The sequence below is a fragment of the Undibacterium sp. CCC3.4 genome, from assembly GCF_034347425.1.
Lineage (GTDB): Bacteria > Pseudomonadota > Gammaproteobacteria > Burkholderiales > Burkholderiaceae_D > Undibacterium.
The window spans coordinates 3,360,525-3,376,926 of the sequence record NZ_CP133779.1; the positions used below are offsets into that span (position 1 = coordinate 3,360,525).

General features: G+C 49.8%; 11 protein-coding genes, 1 tRNA gene and 2 pseudogenes. 13 read left to right on the plus strand and 1 reads right to left on the minus strand.

The window, feature by feature from the left end:
- Positions 1–20: 20 nt before the first annotated feature.
- The 10 genes from RHM61_RS15145 (at position 21) to RHM61_RS15190 (ending at position 11,494) form a co-directional block, all read left to right on the plus strand.
- Positions 21–1,034: a serine/threonine-protein kinase gene (locus tag RHM61_RS15145; RefSeq protein ID WP_322248132.1), complete on the plus strand. Its 1,014-nt coding sequence runs from the start codon at positions 21–23 to the stop codon at positions 1,032–1,034.
- 71 nt (positions 1,035–1,105) lie between these two features.
- On the plus strand, positions 1,106–2,047 hold the full coding sequence (locus RHM61_RS15150; protein WP_322248133.1) for a PP2C family serine/threonine-protein phosphatase: 942 nt from the start codon (positions 1,106–1,108) through the stop codon (positions 2,045–2,047).
- Between the two features lie 4 nt (positions 2,048–2,051).
- Positions 2,052–2,789 (plus strand): ribonuclease PH, encoded by a 738-nt coding sequence (rph, locus tag RHM61_RS15155; protein WP_322248134.1) that lies wholly within the window; start codon positions 2,052–2,054, stop codon positions 2,787–2,789.
- 11 nt (positions 2,790–2,800) lie between these two features.
- A complete protein-coding gene (gene rdgB / locus RHM61_RS15160; protein WP_322248135.1) occupies positions 2,801–3,385 on the plus strand; it encodes an RdgB/HAM1 family non-canonical purine NTP pyrophosphatase in 585 nt (194 codons plus the stop codon).
- Positions 3,382–4,644 (plus strand): radical SAM family heme chaperone HemW, encoded by a 1,263-nt coding sequence (gene hemW / locus RHM61_RS15165; protein WP_322248136.1) that lies wholly within the window; start codon positions 3,382–3,384, stop codon positions 4,642–4,644. Before rdgB ends, hemW begins: the two co-directional genes overlap by 4 nt.
- 192 nt (positions 4,645–4,836) lie before the next feature.
- Complete coding sequence (locus tag RHM61_RS15170) at positions 4,837–5,997, plus strand: EAL and HDOD domain-containing protein (protein ID WP_322248137.1); 1,161 nt, start codon at positions 4,837–4,839, stop codon at positions 5,995–5,997.
- A 2-nt stretch (positions 5,998–5,999) separates the two neighbouring features.
- Positions 6,000–8,006 carry a putative bifunctional diguanylate cyclase/phosphodiesterase gene (locus RHM61_RS15175; protein WP_322248138.1) on the plus strand — a complete coding sequence of 669 codons (2,007 nt, stop codon included), beginning with the start codon at positions 6,000–6,002 and terminating at the stop codon, positions 8,004–8,006.
- Positions 8,007–8,064: 58 nt separating this feature from the next.
- Positions 8,065–8,154: transfer RNA gene (locus RHM61_RS15180), tRNA-Ser, on the plus strand.
- A gap of 683 nt (positions 8,155–8,837) precedes the next feature.
- Positions 8,838–9,761 (plus strand): NAD(P)-dependent oxidoreductase, encoded by a 924-nt coding sequence (locus RHM61_RS15185; protein ID WP_322248139.1) that lies wholly within the window; start codon positions 8,838–8,840, stop codon positions 9,759–9,761.
- Positions 9,758–11,494 (plus strand): glycosyltransferase, encoded by a 1,737-nt coding sequence (locus tag RHM61_RS15190; RefSeq protein WP_322248140.1) that lies wholly within the window; start codon positions 9,758–9,760, stop codon positions 11,492–11,494. The genes RHM61_RS15185 and RHM61_RS15190 overlap by 4 nt, the downstream gene beginning before the upstream one ends.
- Here the strand turns inward: RHM61_RS15190 and RHM61_RS15195 are convergent.
- Positions 11,470–13,036, minus strand: a pseudogene (locus tag RHM61_RS15195) (IS3 family transposase). The gene RHM61_RS15190 and the pseudogene RHM61_RS15195 overlap by 25 nt on opposite strands.
- Before the next feature lie 447 nt (positions 13,037–13,483).
- Here RHM61_RS15195 and RHM61_RS15200 point away from each other — a divergent pair.
- The 3 genes and pseudogenes from RHM61_RS15200 (at position 13,484) to RHM61_RS15210 (ending at position 16,399) form a co-directional block, all read left to right on the plus strand.
- The gene (locus tag RHM61_RS15200) at positions 13,484–13,978 is read left to right on the plus strand and encodes an SPASM domain-containing protein (protein ID WP_322248141.1); all 495 of its coding nucleotides are present in this window, start codon (positions 13,484–13,486) and stop codon (positions 13,976–13,978) included.
- Positions 13,975–14,616 carry a WG repeat-containing protein gene (locus RHM61_RS15205; RefSeq protein ID WP_322248142.1) on the plus strand — a complete coding sequence of 214 codons (642 nt, stop codon included), beginning with the start codon at positions 13,975–13,977 and terminating at the stop codon, positions 14,614–14,616. The genes RHM61_RS15200 and RHM61_RS15205 overlap by 4 nt, the downstream gene beginning before the upstream one ends.
- Positions 14,617–14,832: 216 nt before the next feature.
- Positions 14,833–16,399: pseudogene (locus RHM61_RS15210) on the plus strand (IS3 family transposase).
- Positions 16,400–16,402: the final 3 nt, after the last annotated feature.

The following is a 16,402-nucleotide window of genomic DNA, read 5'->3' on the forward strand; positions in this document are numbered from 1 at the left end:
TATATAGGATTGGAAGATTGATGGCTGCACAAAATAATGCCCCCCTACCAGATGGGCTGGAAATCGCCGGATACCGTATTGTAAAGAAAATTGCCTCCGGTGGCTTCAGTATTGTCTATCTGGCGTCGGATGAAGATGGCAATGCGGTGGCGATTAAAGAATATTTGCCGAGTTCATTGGCTTTGCGTCAGCAGGGTGAGCTTGTGCCTTCCATTTCGAATGACAATTTACCTATCTATCGCATCGGTCTCAAATGCTTTTTTGAGGAAGGCCGCGCACTGGCGCGGATTTCCCATCCGAATGTGGTCAGCGTACTCAATTTTTTCCGCGCCAATGAAACCGTGTACATGGTGATGGCCTATGAATCAGGGCGCTCCTTGCAAGAGCATATCTTGCGCCGCCGTGACAAAGGCGAAAAACCCTTGGTCTCCGAGCGTTTCATTCGGCGCATGTTCAACCAAGTCATGAATGGCTTGCGCGAGGTGCATACCAATAAGCTGCTGCATCTCGATCTGAAACCGGCCAATATCTATCTGCGTCTTGATGGCACGCCGATTCTGCTCGACTTCGGTGCCGCGCGCCAGACCCTTAAAACCGATATTCCCAAGCTTTATCCTATGTATACCCCGGGTTTCGCGGCGCCGGAACTGTATCAAAAGAATGGCAACCTCGGCCCTTGGACCGATATTTACAGCATTGGTGCCTCGATCTTCGCCTGCATGATAGGCGCGCCGCCACAGCCGTCGGATCAGCGTAAAACCAATGATAAAATGGATTCCCATTACCGCAAGCTCGAAGCGATGTATTCGCTCGAACTCATTGAGGTGGTACGCTGGTGTTTGAAGCTCGACCCGCTGGAACGGCCGCAGAGTGTATTTGCCCTGCAAAAAGCCTTGGCAACCAAAGCCCAGGTGCCGCCGGAGCAGAGTTTGGGAGAAAAGTTGAAGCAAAAAATTTCGGGACTGTTTTCTCGTGGGAATCGAAAAACGCGCGACAGCGACCACACGACCATACAAGAAAGCACCTTGAATTGAACCTGTCAGGTAGCAGCAGGGACCGCACGGCGGTTTTTTATTAATTATTATTTCAAAAGCTGATACACGTCATGCGTTTTTCCGTTTATCAAGAAAGCCATATCGGCGGTCGTAAAGTCAATCAAGATCGCATGGGCTACAGTTTTACCCGCGATGCGATTCTGTTATTGCTGGCCGATGGTATGGGCGGCCACATCATGGGTGAAATGGCCGCGGCCATCGCCATGCAAACCATCGGTTCGCTGTTTCAACAACAAGCGCATCCGCTGGTCGGTCGTCCTGAGCGTTTTTTGGAAGACAGCTTCCTGGCTGCGCATCAGGAAATTCATCGTTATCGCACCATCAATAATCTGCCCGAAACACCGCGCACCACCATCGTCGCCTGTTTAATACAAAACGGTTACGCGTATTGGGCGCATTGTGGCGATTCGCGTCTGTACTGGATGCGCCAAGGGCAAATCTTATTGCGCACCAAAGACCACTCGCGCATCGAAACCTTGATTGCCCAAGGCAAGGTCGATCCATCCGAACGCCATACCCATCCTGATAGAAATAAATTGTTCAACTGTCTCGGTGCGCCGAATTCACCGATCGTCGAACTGTCCCGCCGCGCCGTACTGCAGCCGGGTGACCTGTTGTTACTGTGTTCAGATGGTTTTTGGTCTATGCTGCCCGACCATGTGCTGGCACAAAAACTGCACGAAAACACGATCGTGCGGGCGATCCCGGAATTAATCCGTTCTGCCGTCAGCATCGCCGGTAAGCACAGCGACAATGCCACGGCACTGGCGATGATGTGGGAAGGCGATGATCGCCTCGAAGATTCCTCCATCATCTCCACCAATACCTTGCCTATCGGTTCGATTACCACCACGATTCAAGCACCGCTTGATCCTGATGTGGCGATGGATAACAACGATGCCGATATTTTCAACGATGCCGAAATTGAAAAAGCGATTGCCGAAATTCGCAACGCCATTCATAAATCGGCGCGTATCACCACTAAAAATTAACGCCATGTCTACTAATTTACGTCCTAGCGGTCGCGCCGCTGATGCTTTACGCCCGGTTGTCATCAACCGTCATTTCACCAAACACGCCGAGGGCTCGGTATTGATCGAATTCGGCGACACCAAGCTCATCTGCACCGCCAGCATTGAAGACAAAGTCCCGGGCTTTTTAAAAGGCAAGGGGCAGGGCTGGATGACAGCGGAATACGGCATGCTGCCAAGGTCTACGCACACACGCATGGACCGCGAAGCGGCCAAAGGCAAGCAATCTGGTCGTACCCAGGAAATTCAACGTTTGATCGGCCGTTCACTACGCGCCGCGTTTGACCTCGAAGCCTTCGGCGAACGCACCTTGCATCTTGATTGCGATGTGCTGCAAGCCGATGGCGGTACCCGCACGGCCGCGATCACCGGTGCCATGGTGGCGGCCTACGATGCCTTCGCTAAATTAGTCGATAACGGCGTGCTGCCAGCGGTGCCGCTGCGGCATTTTGTTGCGGCCATCTCGGTTGGTGTCTATCAAGGCATGCCGGTACTCGACCTCGATTATCCGGAAGATTCGAATTGCGACACCGATATGAACGTGGTCATGACCGAGGCCGGTGATTTTGTGGAAATTCAAGGCACGGCCGAAGGCGCGGCGTTTGATCGCGCCAGCATGAATCAATTGCTCGACTTGGCCGAGGGCGGTATCAGCGATCTGATCGCCTTGCAAAAGCAAGTGCTCGGTTTGCTGGAACAGTGAAGGCTGCGCGAATGACAAAAGAAATCGTATTAGCATCGAATAACGCCGGTAAGTTGCGCGAGTTTTACCAAATTCTCGCGCCGCTGGGAATCGAATTGCGCGCGCAAGCTGAGTTGGGCGTGGCCGAAACCGACGAGCCGTATTTCACCTTCGTTGAAAACGCCCTGCGCAAGGCGCGCCATGCTGCTGCAGAGACTGGTTTGCCGGCCTTGGCCGACGATTCCGGTATTTGTGTGCCAGCCTTGGGCGGCGCGCCTGGCGTGCTGTCGGCGCGGTTTGGCGGTGCCCCGAAATCGGACCAACGCAATAACGCAGCATTGCTCAGTGCCATGGCTGCGCATGCCGACAAGTCGGCGTATTACTACTGCGTGCTGGTGCTGGTGCGCAGTGAACATGATCCGCAGCCGCTGATTGCCGATGGCTTATGGCATGGTCGGCTCATCGATACCGCTCGCGGCAGCAATGGCTTCGGCTATGATCCGCACTTTTACCTGCCGGATTTAGGGAAAACCGTGGCTGAACTCGATGCGGCAGAAAAAAATCAACGCTCACATCGGGCCCAAGCACTACGCGTTTTGTTCGAGAAATTAAAATGATTCCGATTAAGCCGATTTCGAATACTGGCGCGCCGGCTGCCCGCCCAGCCATGGCGCTCGACGCCGTGCCGCAGGATGTGGCCGCGCGTTTCCTCGCGCCTGGCAGCCTCAATCTGAGCGTCTTGCCGCCCTTGTCGCTGTATGTGCATTTTCCTTGGTGTGTTAAGAAATGCCCGTATTGTGATTTCAATTCGCATGAAGTCAAAGGCAGCTTCGATGAAAATGCTTATCTCACAGCCTTGCGCAGTGATTTGGAAGCGGCGCTGCCGCTGATTTGGGGCCGTAAAATTTACACCGTCTTCATCGGCGGCGGCACCCCCAGCCTGATGTCGGCGGCCGGACTCGATCGCTTGATGTCGGATCTGCGCACCTTGCTGCCCTTGGCCAGCGAAGCAGAGATCACCATGGAAGCCAATCCAGGTACCTTCGAGACCGATAAATTCCGCTCCTTTCGCGACAGTGGCATCAATCGGCTGTCGGTTGGCATACAGAGTTTTAATTCTGCGCATCTGGCTGCGCTCGGTCGCATTCATGATGGTGACAGTGCCGCGCGTGCCGTCGAGATCGCGATGACGCATTTTGATAACGTCAACCTCGATCTGATGTTTGCCTTGCCCGGGCAAAACTTGGATCAAGTAGCACAAGATGTGGCGCGCTTATTGGCGTTCGCACCGGCGCATCTGTCTTTGTATCACCTGACGCTGGAACCGAATACTTATTTCGCCAAATTTCCGCCGCCAATTCCGGACGACGATACCAGCGCCGATATGCAAGACTACATCCACAATAGTCTGGCAGCGGCCGGCTATGGTCACTACGAAGTGTCGGCCTATGCCCAGGTCGGCCGCGAAGCGCGCCACAATCTCAATTACTGGAATTTCGGCGATTACCTTGGCATCGGTGCCGGTGCTCATTCCAAATTGTCCTTCCCCCATCGCATCGTGCGCCAAGCCAGACTCAAGCAACCGCAAGCCTATATCGACGCCTGCCGCAGCGGCAATCCGATACAAGAATCGCATGAAATCGATGCGGCAGATTTGCCGTTTGAATTCATGCTCAATACTCTGCGGCTTAATCACGGCTTCCCAGTTAACTTATTCCAAGAGCGCACAGGATTGTTGCTCAACGACATGGAAGCCTCGTTGCAACTGGCTGAGCGCAAAGGATTGATGCAACGTGACCACAGTCGCATCGTTCCTACTCCATTGGGGAAATTATTTTTGAATGATTTGCAGCAAATTTTTTTGAAGTATGCATAATAAGCAATGATTTTAGTAAACGCAGACGCTACGCCAGTTGCCTAGGCTTAGTGTAAACCCTCCAGAGTGTTGTTTTGCTTTGAAGAAAGATTTACATTCCTTGCTGCAAGTTAAAAAAATACGCCAAATTGGTGTTACTTGTCACATTTGAACAAAGTATTTATGATTCACAAAACCGGGCTTCCGAGCTTAATGCCAGTAATGAATGTGAAACAGCAACTGTCAGCAATCCATGCCGACTTTGGTGCAGCAGAAATAAATGAAGTGTTATCCACCTTAGCTATCTGGAAAGAAAAGCAATTTTTTGATGAACTCTCTGCGATCTCTTGGCTGTTAACATTTTCCGATCCTCAACAAATCCCCACTGATTTGCACACGCGCTTGCCGGCTTCGCGCATCAGCTTGTGTATTCCGGAGGTGATGTGTGCTGAGCGCGACAACCACTCGCGCCTCAAACATTTTGCCAGTAACGGCTTTCGCGTTTTTACCGATGAGTTTGCCTCGCAAACCGAGTTGGCTTGGGCTGACACCAAACAAATCGCGCTCGACTGTAGCAACGGCGTGCCATTTTTTGCCAAAGGCTGGACTGGACGTTTGGGCGCGGCCCAGCACTGGGCTAAAAATATCTCGACTCCGAATGTACTGGAGCAAGCGCAGCAGGCTGGTTTCAAATGGTTTTCCGGCGAGTATGCGTTTCAACCGCCAGTACTGAACAAAACTGCCGATGGCTCGGCGCGCACGCGTTTGCTCAAACTCTTGGGCCTGGTCGCGCGCGATGCCGATTCCGCCGAACTCGAAGAGTTGTTCAAACAGGATGCCAGCCTGTCGTTCATGCTCTTCAAATTGGTCAGCTCGGCCGCCTTCGCCCAGACCATGCGGGTATCGAGTTTTGCTCAAGCCATCAATCTGCTTGGCCGTCGACAGTTGCAGCGCTGGTTGCAATTGCTGCTGTATGCGCGCCAACAAGACCAAGTGGGCGGGCTCAATCCGCTCATGGCCAGAGCCGCGTTTCGCGCCAGTATGATGGAAAATTTATGTCTCCGACTCGGTGGTAGTAAAGATGATCTCGACGGCGCCTTCATGGTCGGCATGTTTTCTTTGCTCGATAAACTGTTTGGCAGCGAGCTGCCGGAAATCTTGCAGCCACTGTGTTTGGAGCAGCACATTCTTGACGCTTTACTCGAACGTAGTGGCCAACTTGGCCTGTGTCTGCGTTTGGTTGAGTGCGCCGACCGGCCACAAGGCCCGCTGCTGACAGAAACACTGCAATTGTTGGAACTCGATGCCGACACCTACTACGATAGTGTGTTGCGCGCTTATATTTGGGTTAATCAGGTTTGCCGGGATATGTGACGATGAAAACCATTTCCGCTGCGACTCATTTGGAACTCGGCGCTTCGCTAGGCGAAGCCGTGCTGAGTTTGTCTGATGCAGCCTTGGACCGTGAAATCAATCGTATTGCCGGGGCATTATTCGATGATGCCACGGTCAGTTACCAGCGCCATGGCGCTGCGTTGGAAATCTGCGCGCCGGCCAAGCAAGAGGGCTTGCGCTATCCGGTGTCGCCGGAAACGTTTTATTTGCTGTCAGCCAAAAACGGCATATATTCGGAAACCGATCTGATCGAGCTCAATCGCTTATCCATGCTCACGGCACGCTTGTTTGAAGTGCGTCAAGCCAGTGCGAAAACGCAGGCGCTGCAACTGCGCGAACAGCTGTTGCAGACCCAGGTACTCGATCAGATTCATGAATCGGTGATCACCATGGATTTGGCTGGATTTATTCTGAGTTGGAATCGTGGCGCAGAAAAATTATTCGGTTATCGCTCCGATGAAGCCGTTGGAAAAAATATCTTATTCCTCTACGAAGAGGAAGGGCAGCAGGGCGACGATGAATTTTTACAGCATGGTGGGCGCGAGATGGAAGTGCGCCGCCGTAAAAAATCAGGGGAAGTTTTTTGGGCCAGCCTGAGCTTGTCTTTATTAGCCCAGCACGACCAGGCGGTAGGCATGGTGGCCTACTTGAGCGATATCACGCATCGCAAAGAATCGGAACAGAAAATCAATCATCTGGCTTACTTCGATGCGCTCACCAATTTGCCCAATCGAAATTTATTCAAGCAATTAGTCGATCAGTCTTTGCAAACTGCGCTGCGCAAACAAAGCAACTGCGCTATTCTGTTCATCGATCTCAACCGCTTCAAGCCGGTCAATGACATGCTTGGGCATCAAGTTGGCGATGCCTTGCTGATTCAAGTGGCACAACGCTTCCGTGCCAGCTTGCGCGACCAAGACATGGTGACCCGACTCGGCAGCGACGAATTTGCGATCGCCTTGCCCGAGATGAATCAACACTATCATGCCAGTCTGGTAGCGCAAAAAATCTTGTCCTGCTTGGAGCAGATTTTTCATATCGATGGACATGAATTACGCATCGGTGCCAGCATAGGCATCGCCGTTTATCCCGACGATGGCATGGACGCGGAAGGCTTGTTGCAACGTGCCGACATCGCCATGTATAAAGCCAAACGCAGCGCTCTTGATGCCAGCGGTAGTTACGCCTTTTATAATCCGAGCATGAATGCCCACATCGCCGGCAAATTGTTCATCGAGGCGGGCTTGCGCAAAGCCTTGGAGCGGCAAGAATTTTTCTTGGTCTACCAACCCAAGCTCGATGTGCAGAGCCAGACCATGACCAGCGTGGAAGCGCTGTTGCGCTGGCATCATCCGGAGCGCGGCTTGATCTCGCCGGTGGAATTCATCACCATCGCCGAAGAAACCGGTTTGATCTTGGCGGTCGATGCCTGGGTATTGGAACGCGCCTGCCAACAGGCGGCGCAATGGCAAGCGGAGGGCGTGCCACCGTTTCGCATCGCCGTTAATTTATCGGCCAAGGAATTCACCGTCGGTTTGCCGGCGCGGGTCAGCGCGGTACTGCTCAAATACCAAATCGCCCCACAATGGCTGGAACTCGAAATTACCGAGAGTATGCTCATGCACAGTACCGAGAGCGTGATCGCCATCATGGATGATATCGTTGCCTTGGGTGTGAGCTTGGCGCTCGATGATTTCGGTACCGGTTACTCGAGTTTATCGTATCTGAAGCGCTTCCCCATCACCTCGCTGAAAATCGACCGCTCGTTTGTGCAAGGCATACCTGGTGACAGTAATGATTGTGCGATTGCCAGTGCGATCATTAAAATGGCCCATCAACTCAAGCTCAAAGTCGTCGCTGAAGGCGTGGAAACCCCAGCCCAGCTGGCTTTCTTGAAAGCGGCCGGTTGTGACGAGGTGCAGGGCTACTTGTTCGCCCGTCCGCTGCCACCGACGCAAGTAGCCGGATTGCTGGGCATGGTTTTTTAGCGCAATACCGCGCGCAGCGCTTGTCCAGCGGCCGATCTCAGGCTATAATTACGCGCTTGGAAGGTTGGCAGAGCGGTTGAATGCACCAGTCTTGAAAACTGGCGAGGTGTTATAGCCTTCGTGAGTTCGAATCTCACACCTTCCGCCAGATTGATAAGATAAGCCCTTGATTTTCAAGGGCTTTTTCTTTTTCTGGCCTACCCAGTATGCCATTCGGTATGCCATCTTATTTGGGTTGGCGTTGGATGTTATTGGATTCCTTTGGAGTATCTGTTTATTATTGTTGTAAATTTTAAACGTGCCGAGCTGTCAATTAGATGCATAAATTTTCTCAATTTAATTAACGATACTATTTAGGGCCTGTTGTTATGTGGGTTGCTAGCAACGGTTATCGGTATGAATGTACCTAGATATTGTAATTTTACCCTGTGTTCTATCAGACTATTTTTGTATGTTAATACACGCCAAGCTCCCGGCGATTCTCCCGTTGACCTAAGGAGGAAATTATGGTCCGAATGACATAATTCTACGTAGCAATATTAAATGAAATTAAATATCTCGAACAAGTTTGTGGCCCAGCCTGTTTCGGCACAACATCAACAATGCAAAAGAGATGTTTTAAAGCAGTCGATTGTAAAACCTCCTACATCGAAAATAGTCTCCGAACCGTAGAAATCTGCGCGCAATAATCATTCGAATCAACTTAACTCCAATAACATCGCTTATTGGAAGTCACGCGGGCTTGTTCCGAACCAAAAACCTTAGCAATTAATATTTGCTTACCCTGATGCGCCAGCCTCTAGGTGGGTTTCCTTTATTTGAGAAAAAAATATGCAACGAATATTGATAACTGGATCAGAAGGTCTAGTGGGTAAGGCTGTGCGAATCGAACTGGAAAAGCAAGACATGATTGTTCAAGGTCTAGATTTGCTGGGGAAGGGAAGGGAATGGGGGAACGTATTAGACACGAATGCGGTTCATTTAGGGCTAGAAGGTTGTGACGGTGTTATTCATCTTGCAGCAGTTTCTCGCGTCGTTTGGGGGGAGCGCGACCCTGACGCATGCTGGAGAACCAATGTGGAAGGATTGGGCAATGTATTGACTGAGGTTTCCAATCAAGTAACTCCACCGTGGGTAATTTTTGCCAGTAGTCGTGAAGTGTACGGGCAACCTGAGCATTTGCCGGCCAACGAAGAGACGCCGCAGTGTCCTGTAAATATCTATGGTCGATCCAAACTGGCAGGGGAGGAACTGATTCAGCAAGCTCGCTTAAAAGGCATGAGAGCGGCAACGATACGTCTTTCAAATGTATATGGTCGGACTTGTGATCATCATGATCGGGTAATTCCTGCATTTGCAAGAGCTGCAGTAAATGGTCATCAACTGCGTGTTGATGGTTCTGGACATACTTTTGACTTTACACATATTGACGATACCGTTGGCGGTATCGTCGCGCTTGTGCATTATTTACAGCAAGGAAATGATGCGCCTCTTCCAATTCACTTCTTAACTGGCCAAGCAACCACGCTGCAACAACTAGCGGAGATTTCGATAGAAATTGCTGGAACTTCAGCCTCTGTAGTGCAGGCGAGTCCGCGTTCATACGATGTTTCTCAGTTCTATGGGTGTAATCAGCGTGCTTTTGATGTACTAGGGTGGAAACCCAAAGTATCTTTGCGTGAGGGCGTGACAAGATTAATCTCCGATTATAAATCCGATCAATCGATCAACACATTCAATGAGTCCTTATCATGAAAATATTGCAAGTTATTCATGGGTACCCGATGCGCTACAACGCGGGCTCAGAAGTCTATACACAAACTTTATGTCACGGGTTAGCAGAGCGCCATGAGGTTCACGTGTTTACCCGTGAAGAGGATCCTTTTGCACCTGATTTTGGAATGCGTATAGAAACAGACATTGACGAACCAAGAATTACAGTTCACTTGGTCAATAATGCTCGGAATCGGGACCGCTATAGTGAGATTGGAATTGATCAGCGATTTGCAGAGTTGCTTAATCGATTAACTCCTGACATTGTTCATGTCGGACATTTAAATCACTTGTCTACTTCGATGTTGCAAGAGGCCGCTAATCGGGATATTCCAATTGTCTACACTTTGCATGACTATTGGGTGATGTGTCCGCGCGGGCAATTTATGCAAATGCAACCCAAAGACGCAAATACGCTATGGGCAGCCTGTGATGGGCAAGAGGATAGAAAATGTGCCGAAAATTGTTATTCTCGATATTTTAGTGGGGACCCAGCCGAATATGAGTCGGACACTATCTATTGGACGGATTGGGTTTCGCGAAGAATGAAACATTTGCGAGCGATGACCGATCTTGTCGACGTCTTTGTCGCCCCCGCTAAGTATCTGTATCAACGATATCGTGATGATTTTGGATTGTCTGAGTCAAAATTAAAATACCTTGATTATGGATTTGATCTTAATCGACTTGAGGGGCGACTACGTGAGTTTGGCGAACCCTTTACATTTGGCTATATCGGGACACACATTCCTGCGAAAGGAATTCATCAGTTAATCGAAGCATTTGGAATGATTAAGGGCAGTGCCAAGTTGCGAATATGGGGGCGACCAAGGGGGCAAGAAACGCAAGCGCTAAAGGCACTTGCGCTTGCCTTGCCAAAGGAAATTTCAGAGCGGATTGAGTGGATGCAGGAATATCGAAATCAAGAAATCGTTCACGACGTTTTCAACCATGTTGACGCGATTGTTGTTCCTTCAGTGTGGGTAGAAAATTCACCCTTGGTAATTCATGAGGCACAACAGGCCCGCGTGCCAGTTATTACCGCAGACGCGGGTGGTATGGGGGAGTATGTACGTCATGAAGTCAATGGTCTAGTGTATGAGCATCGCTCAGTAGCAGCACTCGCATTGCAGATGCAGTGTATGGTTGACGACCCAGTCCGAGCGCGTGAGCTTGGCGAGCGAGGCTATCTATATAGTGATGATGGTCAAATTCCTTCGATTATTGACCATGTAATTGAGATCGAGAACTTATATAGGGATGTTCTTAGTCGACGAAATAGTGCTCGCGTTAGCTCAAGTGATGGACCTTGGCGTATCACTTTTGACACCAACCCAGACTCCTGCAACTTGCGTTGCATTATGTGTGAAGAGCACTCCCCACATAGTGCACTTCAGAGCATACGGATCGCCGAGGACCGCCCTCGTCGTGTCATGCCTTTTGAACTGATTCGTAAGACAGTGGCGGAAGCCGCAGCGCATGGTTTGAGAGAAATCATTCCTTCTACCATGGGGGAGCCATTGTTATATAGTAATTTTGAGGATGTTTTGGCACTTTGTGTTGAATATAAGGTGCAACTTAACTTAACTACCAATGGTACTTTTCCGCGGTTAGGGGTCGAGGCATGGGCGAGGCGACTCGTTCCTGTGACCGGAGTTTTTCAAGCTAGTTGTCGCCTAAAAGTAAATTTTTATGCCGCCAGTTTCAGTTCTTGATATACGTCCTCATGATTTAATGCTTCCTTGTTAGTTTTGTCTGGATTTAAGTCAACAACGTTGGCGCGGTCCCAGTTACGAGTAGCACCGCTCCAGCGATTCGAGTTCCTTGCTTTTGCCGCCGCATACAATTGCTCACGTCGAATCAATAATTCCACATCCAGACCGGCATGGCGTTCAGCTGGCGTTACAAACTGAATGGCACTGTGCCGGTGTTCTTCGTTATACCAATGCATGAATGTAGTAACCCAATTCCTGGCTGCCAGGAGATCCTTAAATGGGCGACGTGGATATACTGGGCAGTACTTCAATGTTTTAAAAAAGCTTTCGGCGAACGGGTTGTCATTACTCACGGCAGGACGACTGAATGACGGCATGACGCCCAGCACCTGCAGCATGGCCAGCATCGTGGAGCCCTTCATCGGACTGCCGTTATCCGAATGAAGAACGACCTGATTTTGTGCGATTTTTTCTCGCACACAAATGTCCTTCATCACCTCGCTGGCCAGCGCGCTGCTTTCGGTTTCAAATACCTGCCAGCCGACCACTTTGCGACTAAATACATCGATGAACATATAGAGATAAAAATAGATGCCTCTGATCTCTGTCGGCAAATAGGTGATGTCCCAACAGTACAATTGGTTGGGCCCGGTTGCCTTTAAAGCACGTGGTTTGTTGCGGGGTTGCCTTGGCTTTTCTTCGCCACGGTGCACAAGCATATTTTTAGCCTTGAGTAAGCGATAGAACGTTGACTCCGATGCGACATAAATTCCATCATCAGCCAATCGCGGAACGATCTGGCTTGGCGGCAGATGGCCGTATTCCGGCGAGTTGGCAATGGCCAGAACCTGTTGTCGTTCCTCTGAACTAAGCTGATTCTGAGGTACCTGCACACGCCCTGTTCGCCGGTCTGCTTGCTCAGTCACCTGATCAATTTTCCAGCGCTGCAGCGTACGCTCGCTTAAATCAATTACGTCGCAGGCACGTTCCTGACGTGCGCCTGAAACCACCGCTTCAGCTACCAGTGTCAATACGTTATTGCGCTCCGGGATTGGGGTCATTACTCCTCGTCCTCCCAAAGCGCACGGAACTTTTTTGCAGAACCAGCAGTGCTGCCGCCTCCGCCAGAGCTTTGTCTTTCCGGGCCAGCTCACGCTTGAGTTTGACGTTTTCATCTTTCAGCGATTTAACTTCACCAGCTTTGGGTGCGGCCTCTTTACCGCTGGCGCAAAAAGCAGATTTCCAACTGGTTAAATTATGCGGGAATAAACCACGTTCACGGCACCATGCCTGAAGCTGCTCTCCCGCTAACGCATGGCTCTCATGCAGTGCCTGCAGTTGTTCTTCTACCGTCCAGTCGCTCGGTCGTTTTTCTTTTTCTGACGCCGGACTGCCCGCCAGTGCTGACTTCTTTTTCATCCAATATCTCAACGTGTGGTGATTCAAATTTAAATCAGTGGCCACTGACATGATTGTTCGGTCGCCACGGGAATAGGCCTTCTGTAATGCCTGCTCAATAAATGCAGCGGAATAGGTTGCCATTGTTGCCTCGCTCAATAAGTTAAAAAGAGAGGTAACAACCAGATTGAAGATCGCCGGTCATTTTAGCCGTATAACTTCAAAATCAAAAAGCAAACCTTAACGTCTTGAGGGAATGGGTTCCGCTGCGTTCCACCCATAAAACCCCGACTGCCTACGCCGGAAAAAGCTGGATAGATAATGCGAAAAACACAAACAAACAGACTTCAATGAGATCGGTTCAATTTAAAAAGTTACACGACAAGTAGTCTGACAGATGGGGTGACATCCGATGTCAAAATTTCGTGGAACGGAGCGACAAAAGAAACTCACGAGAAGATTATGTTGGGATCTCGATGGGAGAAAGTTTTAAAAAATGTACAGACTTTTATTTCTATAAGGGATGAGCATGCGTGCTTAGGCGGGAATCGTTGCCGTGTCACTTTCCAAATGACTTTTTTGGAGTCGAACGTGAATGAATTGCCCGATATTGTTCGACTCGCGATTAGTTTAGGCGTTGATAGGCTTAAAGGGCATCATTTATGGGCGCATTTCGGAGAGATCAAAAACGAATCTATGCGCCGCGATGTTGGTGCGATTCGTAGATGGAATGCAGCGGTGTTGGTTGCTCGTCAAATTGTCAGCGAACAGCCGCTCAGTAATGGAAAGCTACTGCTACTTGAAAACATTTTTCTTCTTGATGAGGATGATAAGGAAAATTTGGCACCAGGCGGGCAGTGTCCATTTTTAGGTAGAGAGGCTTGGGTAAGTGCCGTTGGACGATTTGATCCATGCTGCGCGCCAGATGCTCAACGACGTAATTTGGGGGATTTTGGAAACTTAAACGACATTAGTGTGATCGATATTTGGAGTGGTGATAAATATCGTAACCTACGTACTACATATCGCAATCGTCCTTTGTGCATAGCGTGCAATATGAGAAGACCCGTTCAGGAGTCAATATGAATTGGCGAAATGTATTGATTTCAGAGGATGCAACCCATCATGTAATCAACGGAGTCCCTGCGTATGATTTACGGTTTGATGAAGTGCTGAAATTTCATGAGCCTGGCTTGGCCCCGGTTCAGAACGCTCATTTAGCCTGGCATATTGATGCAAATGGAAGAGCTGCTTATCAACGGCATTTCCGTCGGACATTTGGATTTTACGAGGGGTTCGCAGCAGTCATATCCGCAAATGGATGGCATCATATTCGTCCTGATGGAGTAGATTTAACGTCTACTCGATATGAGTGGTGTGGGAACTTTCAGGAAGGACGATGTGCCGTTCGGCAGGTGGGCGGATCCTATCATCACATCCTATCAAACGGATTACGGTTTTATGATCAATGTTGGCGATATACCGGAGATTTTAAAGATGGTATTGCAGTCGTTCAGAGCAATGATGGACAATCGACGCATATTGATCGAGCTGGGAATCTCATTCATGAGAATTGGTTTCTTGATCTTGACGTATTTCATAAGGGCTATGCGCGCGCCAAATTTGCTTCTGGATGGGCGCATATTGATCGATTAGGGCGCGCAATTTATCTGCGCCGATTTCCCCATCTGTCAGACTACTTGTCGTGTAACTTTTTAAATTGAACCGATCTCATTGAAGTCTGTTTGTTTGTGTTTTTCGCATTATCTATCCAGCTTTTTCCGGCGTAGGCAGTCGGGTTTTATGGGTGGAGCGCAGCGGAACCCATTCCCTCAAGACGTTAAGGTTTGCTTTTTGATTTTGAAGTTATACGGCTAAAATGACCGGCGATCTTCAATCTGGTTGTTACCTCTCTTTTTAACTTATTGAGCGAGGCAACAATGGCAACCTATTCCGCTGCATTTATTGAGCAGGCATTACAGAAGGCCTATTCCCGTGGCGACCGAACAATCATGTCAGTGGCCACTGATTTAAATTTGAATCACCACACGTTGAGATATTGGATGAAAAAGAAGTCAGCACTGGCGGGCAGTCCGGCGTCAGAAAAAGAAAAACGACCGAGCGACTGGACGGTAGAAGAACAACTGCAGGCACTGCATGAGAGCCATGCGTTAGCGGGAGAGCAGCTTCAGGCATGGTGCCGTGAACGTGGTTTATTCCCGCATAATTTAACCAGTTGGAAATCTGCTTTTTGCGCCAGCGGTAAAGAGGCCGCACCCAAAGCTGGTGAAGTTAAATCGCTGAAAGATGAAAACGTCAAACTCAAGCGTGAGCTGGCCCGGAAAGACAAAGCTCTGGCGGAGGCGGCAGCACTGCTGGTTCTGCAAAAAAGTTCCGTGCGCTTTGGGAGGACGAGGAGTAATGACCCCAATCCCGGAGCGCAATAACGTATTGACACTGGTAGCTGAAGCGGTGGTTTCAGGCGCACGTCAGGAACGTGCCTGCGACGTAATTGATTTAAGCGAGCGTACGCTGCAGCGCTGGAAAATTGATCAGGTGACTGAGCAAGCAGACCGGCGAACAGGGCGTGTGCAGGTACCTCAGAATCAGCTTAGTTCAGAGGAACGACAACAGGTTCTGGCCATTGCCAACTCGCCGGAATACGGCCATCTGCCGCCAAGCCAGATCGTTCCGCGATTGGCTGATGATGGAATTTATGTCGCATCGGAGTCAACGTTCTATCGCTTACTCAAGGCTAAAAATATGCTTGTGCACCGTGGCGAAGAAAAGCCAAGGCAACCCCGCAACAAACCACGTGCTTTAAAGGCAACCGGGCCCAACCAATTGTACTGTTGGGACATCACCTATTTGCCGACAGAGATCAGAGGCATCTATTTTTATCTCTATATGTTCATCGATGTATTTAGTCGCAAAGTGGTCGGCTGGCAGGTATTTGAAACCGAAAGCAGCGCGCTGGCCAGCGAGGTGATGAAGGACATTTGTGTGCGAGAAAAAATCGCACAAAATCAGGTCGTTCTTCATTCGGATAACGGCAGTCCGATGAAGGGCTCCACGATGCTGGCCATGCTGCAGGTGCTGGGCGTCATGCCGTCATTCAGTCGTCCTGCCGTGAGTAATGACAACCCGTTCGCCGAAAGCTTTTTTAAAACATTGAAGTACTGCCCAGTATATCCACGTCGCCCATTTAAGGATCTCCTGGCAGCCAGGAATTGGGTTACTACATTCATGCATTGGTATAACGAAGAACACCGGCACAGTGCCATTCAGTTTGTAACGCCAGCTGAACGCCATGCCGGTCTGGATGTGGAATTATTGATTCGACGTGAGCAATTGTATGCGGCGGCAAAAGCAAGGAACTCGAATCGCTGGAGCGGTGCTACTCGTAACTGGGACCGCGCCAACGTTGTTGACTTAAATCCAGACAAAACTAACAAGGAAGCATTAAATCATGAGGACGTATATCAAGAACTGAAACTGGCGGCATAAAAA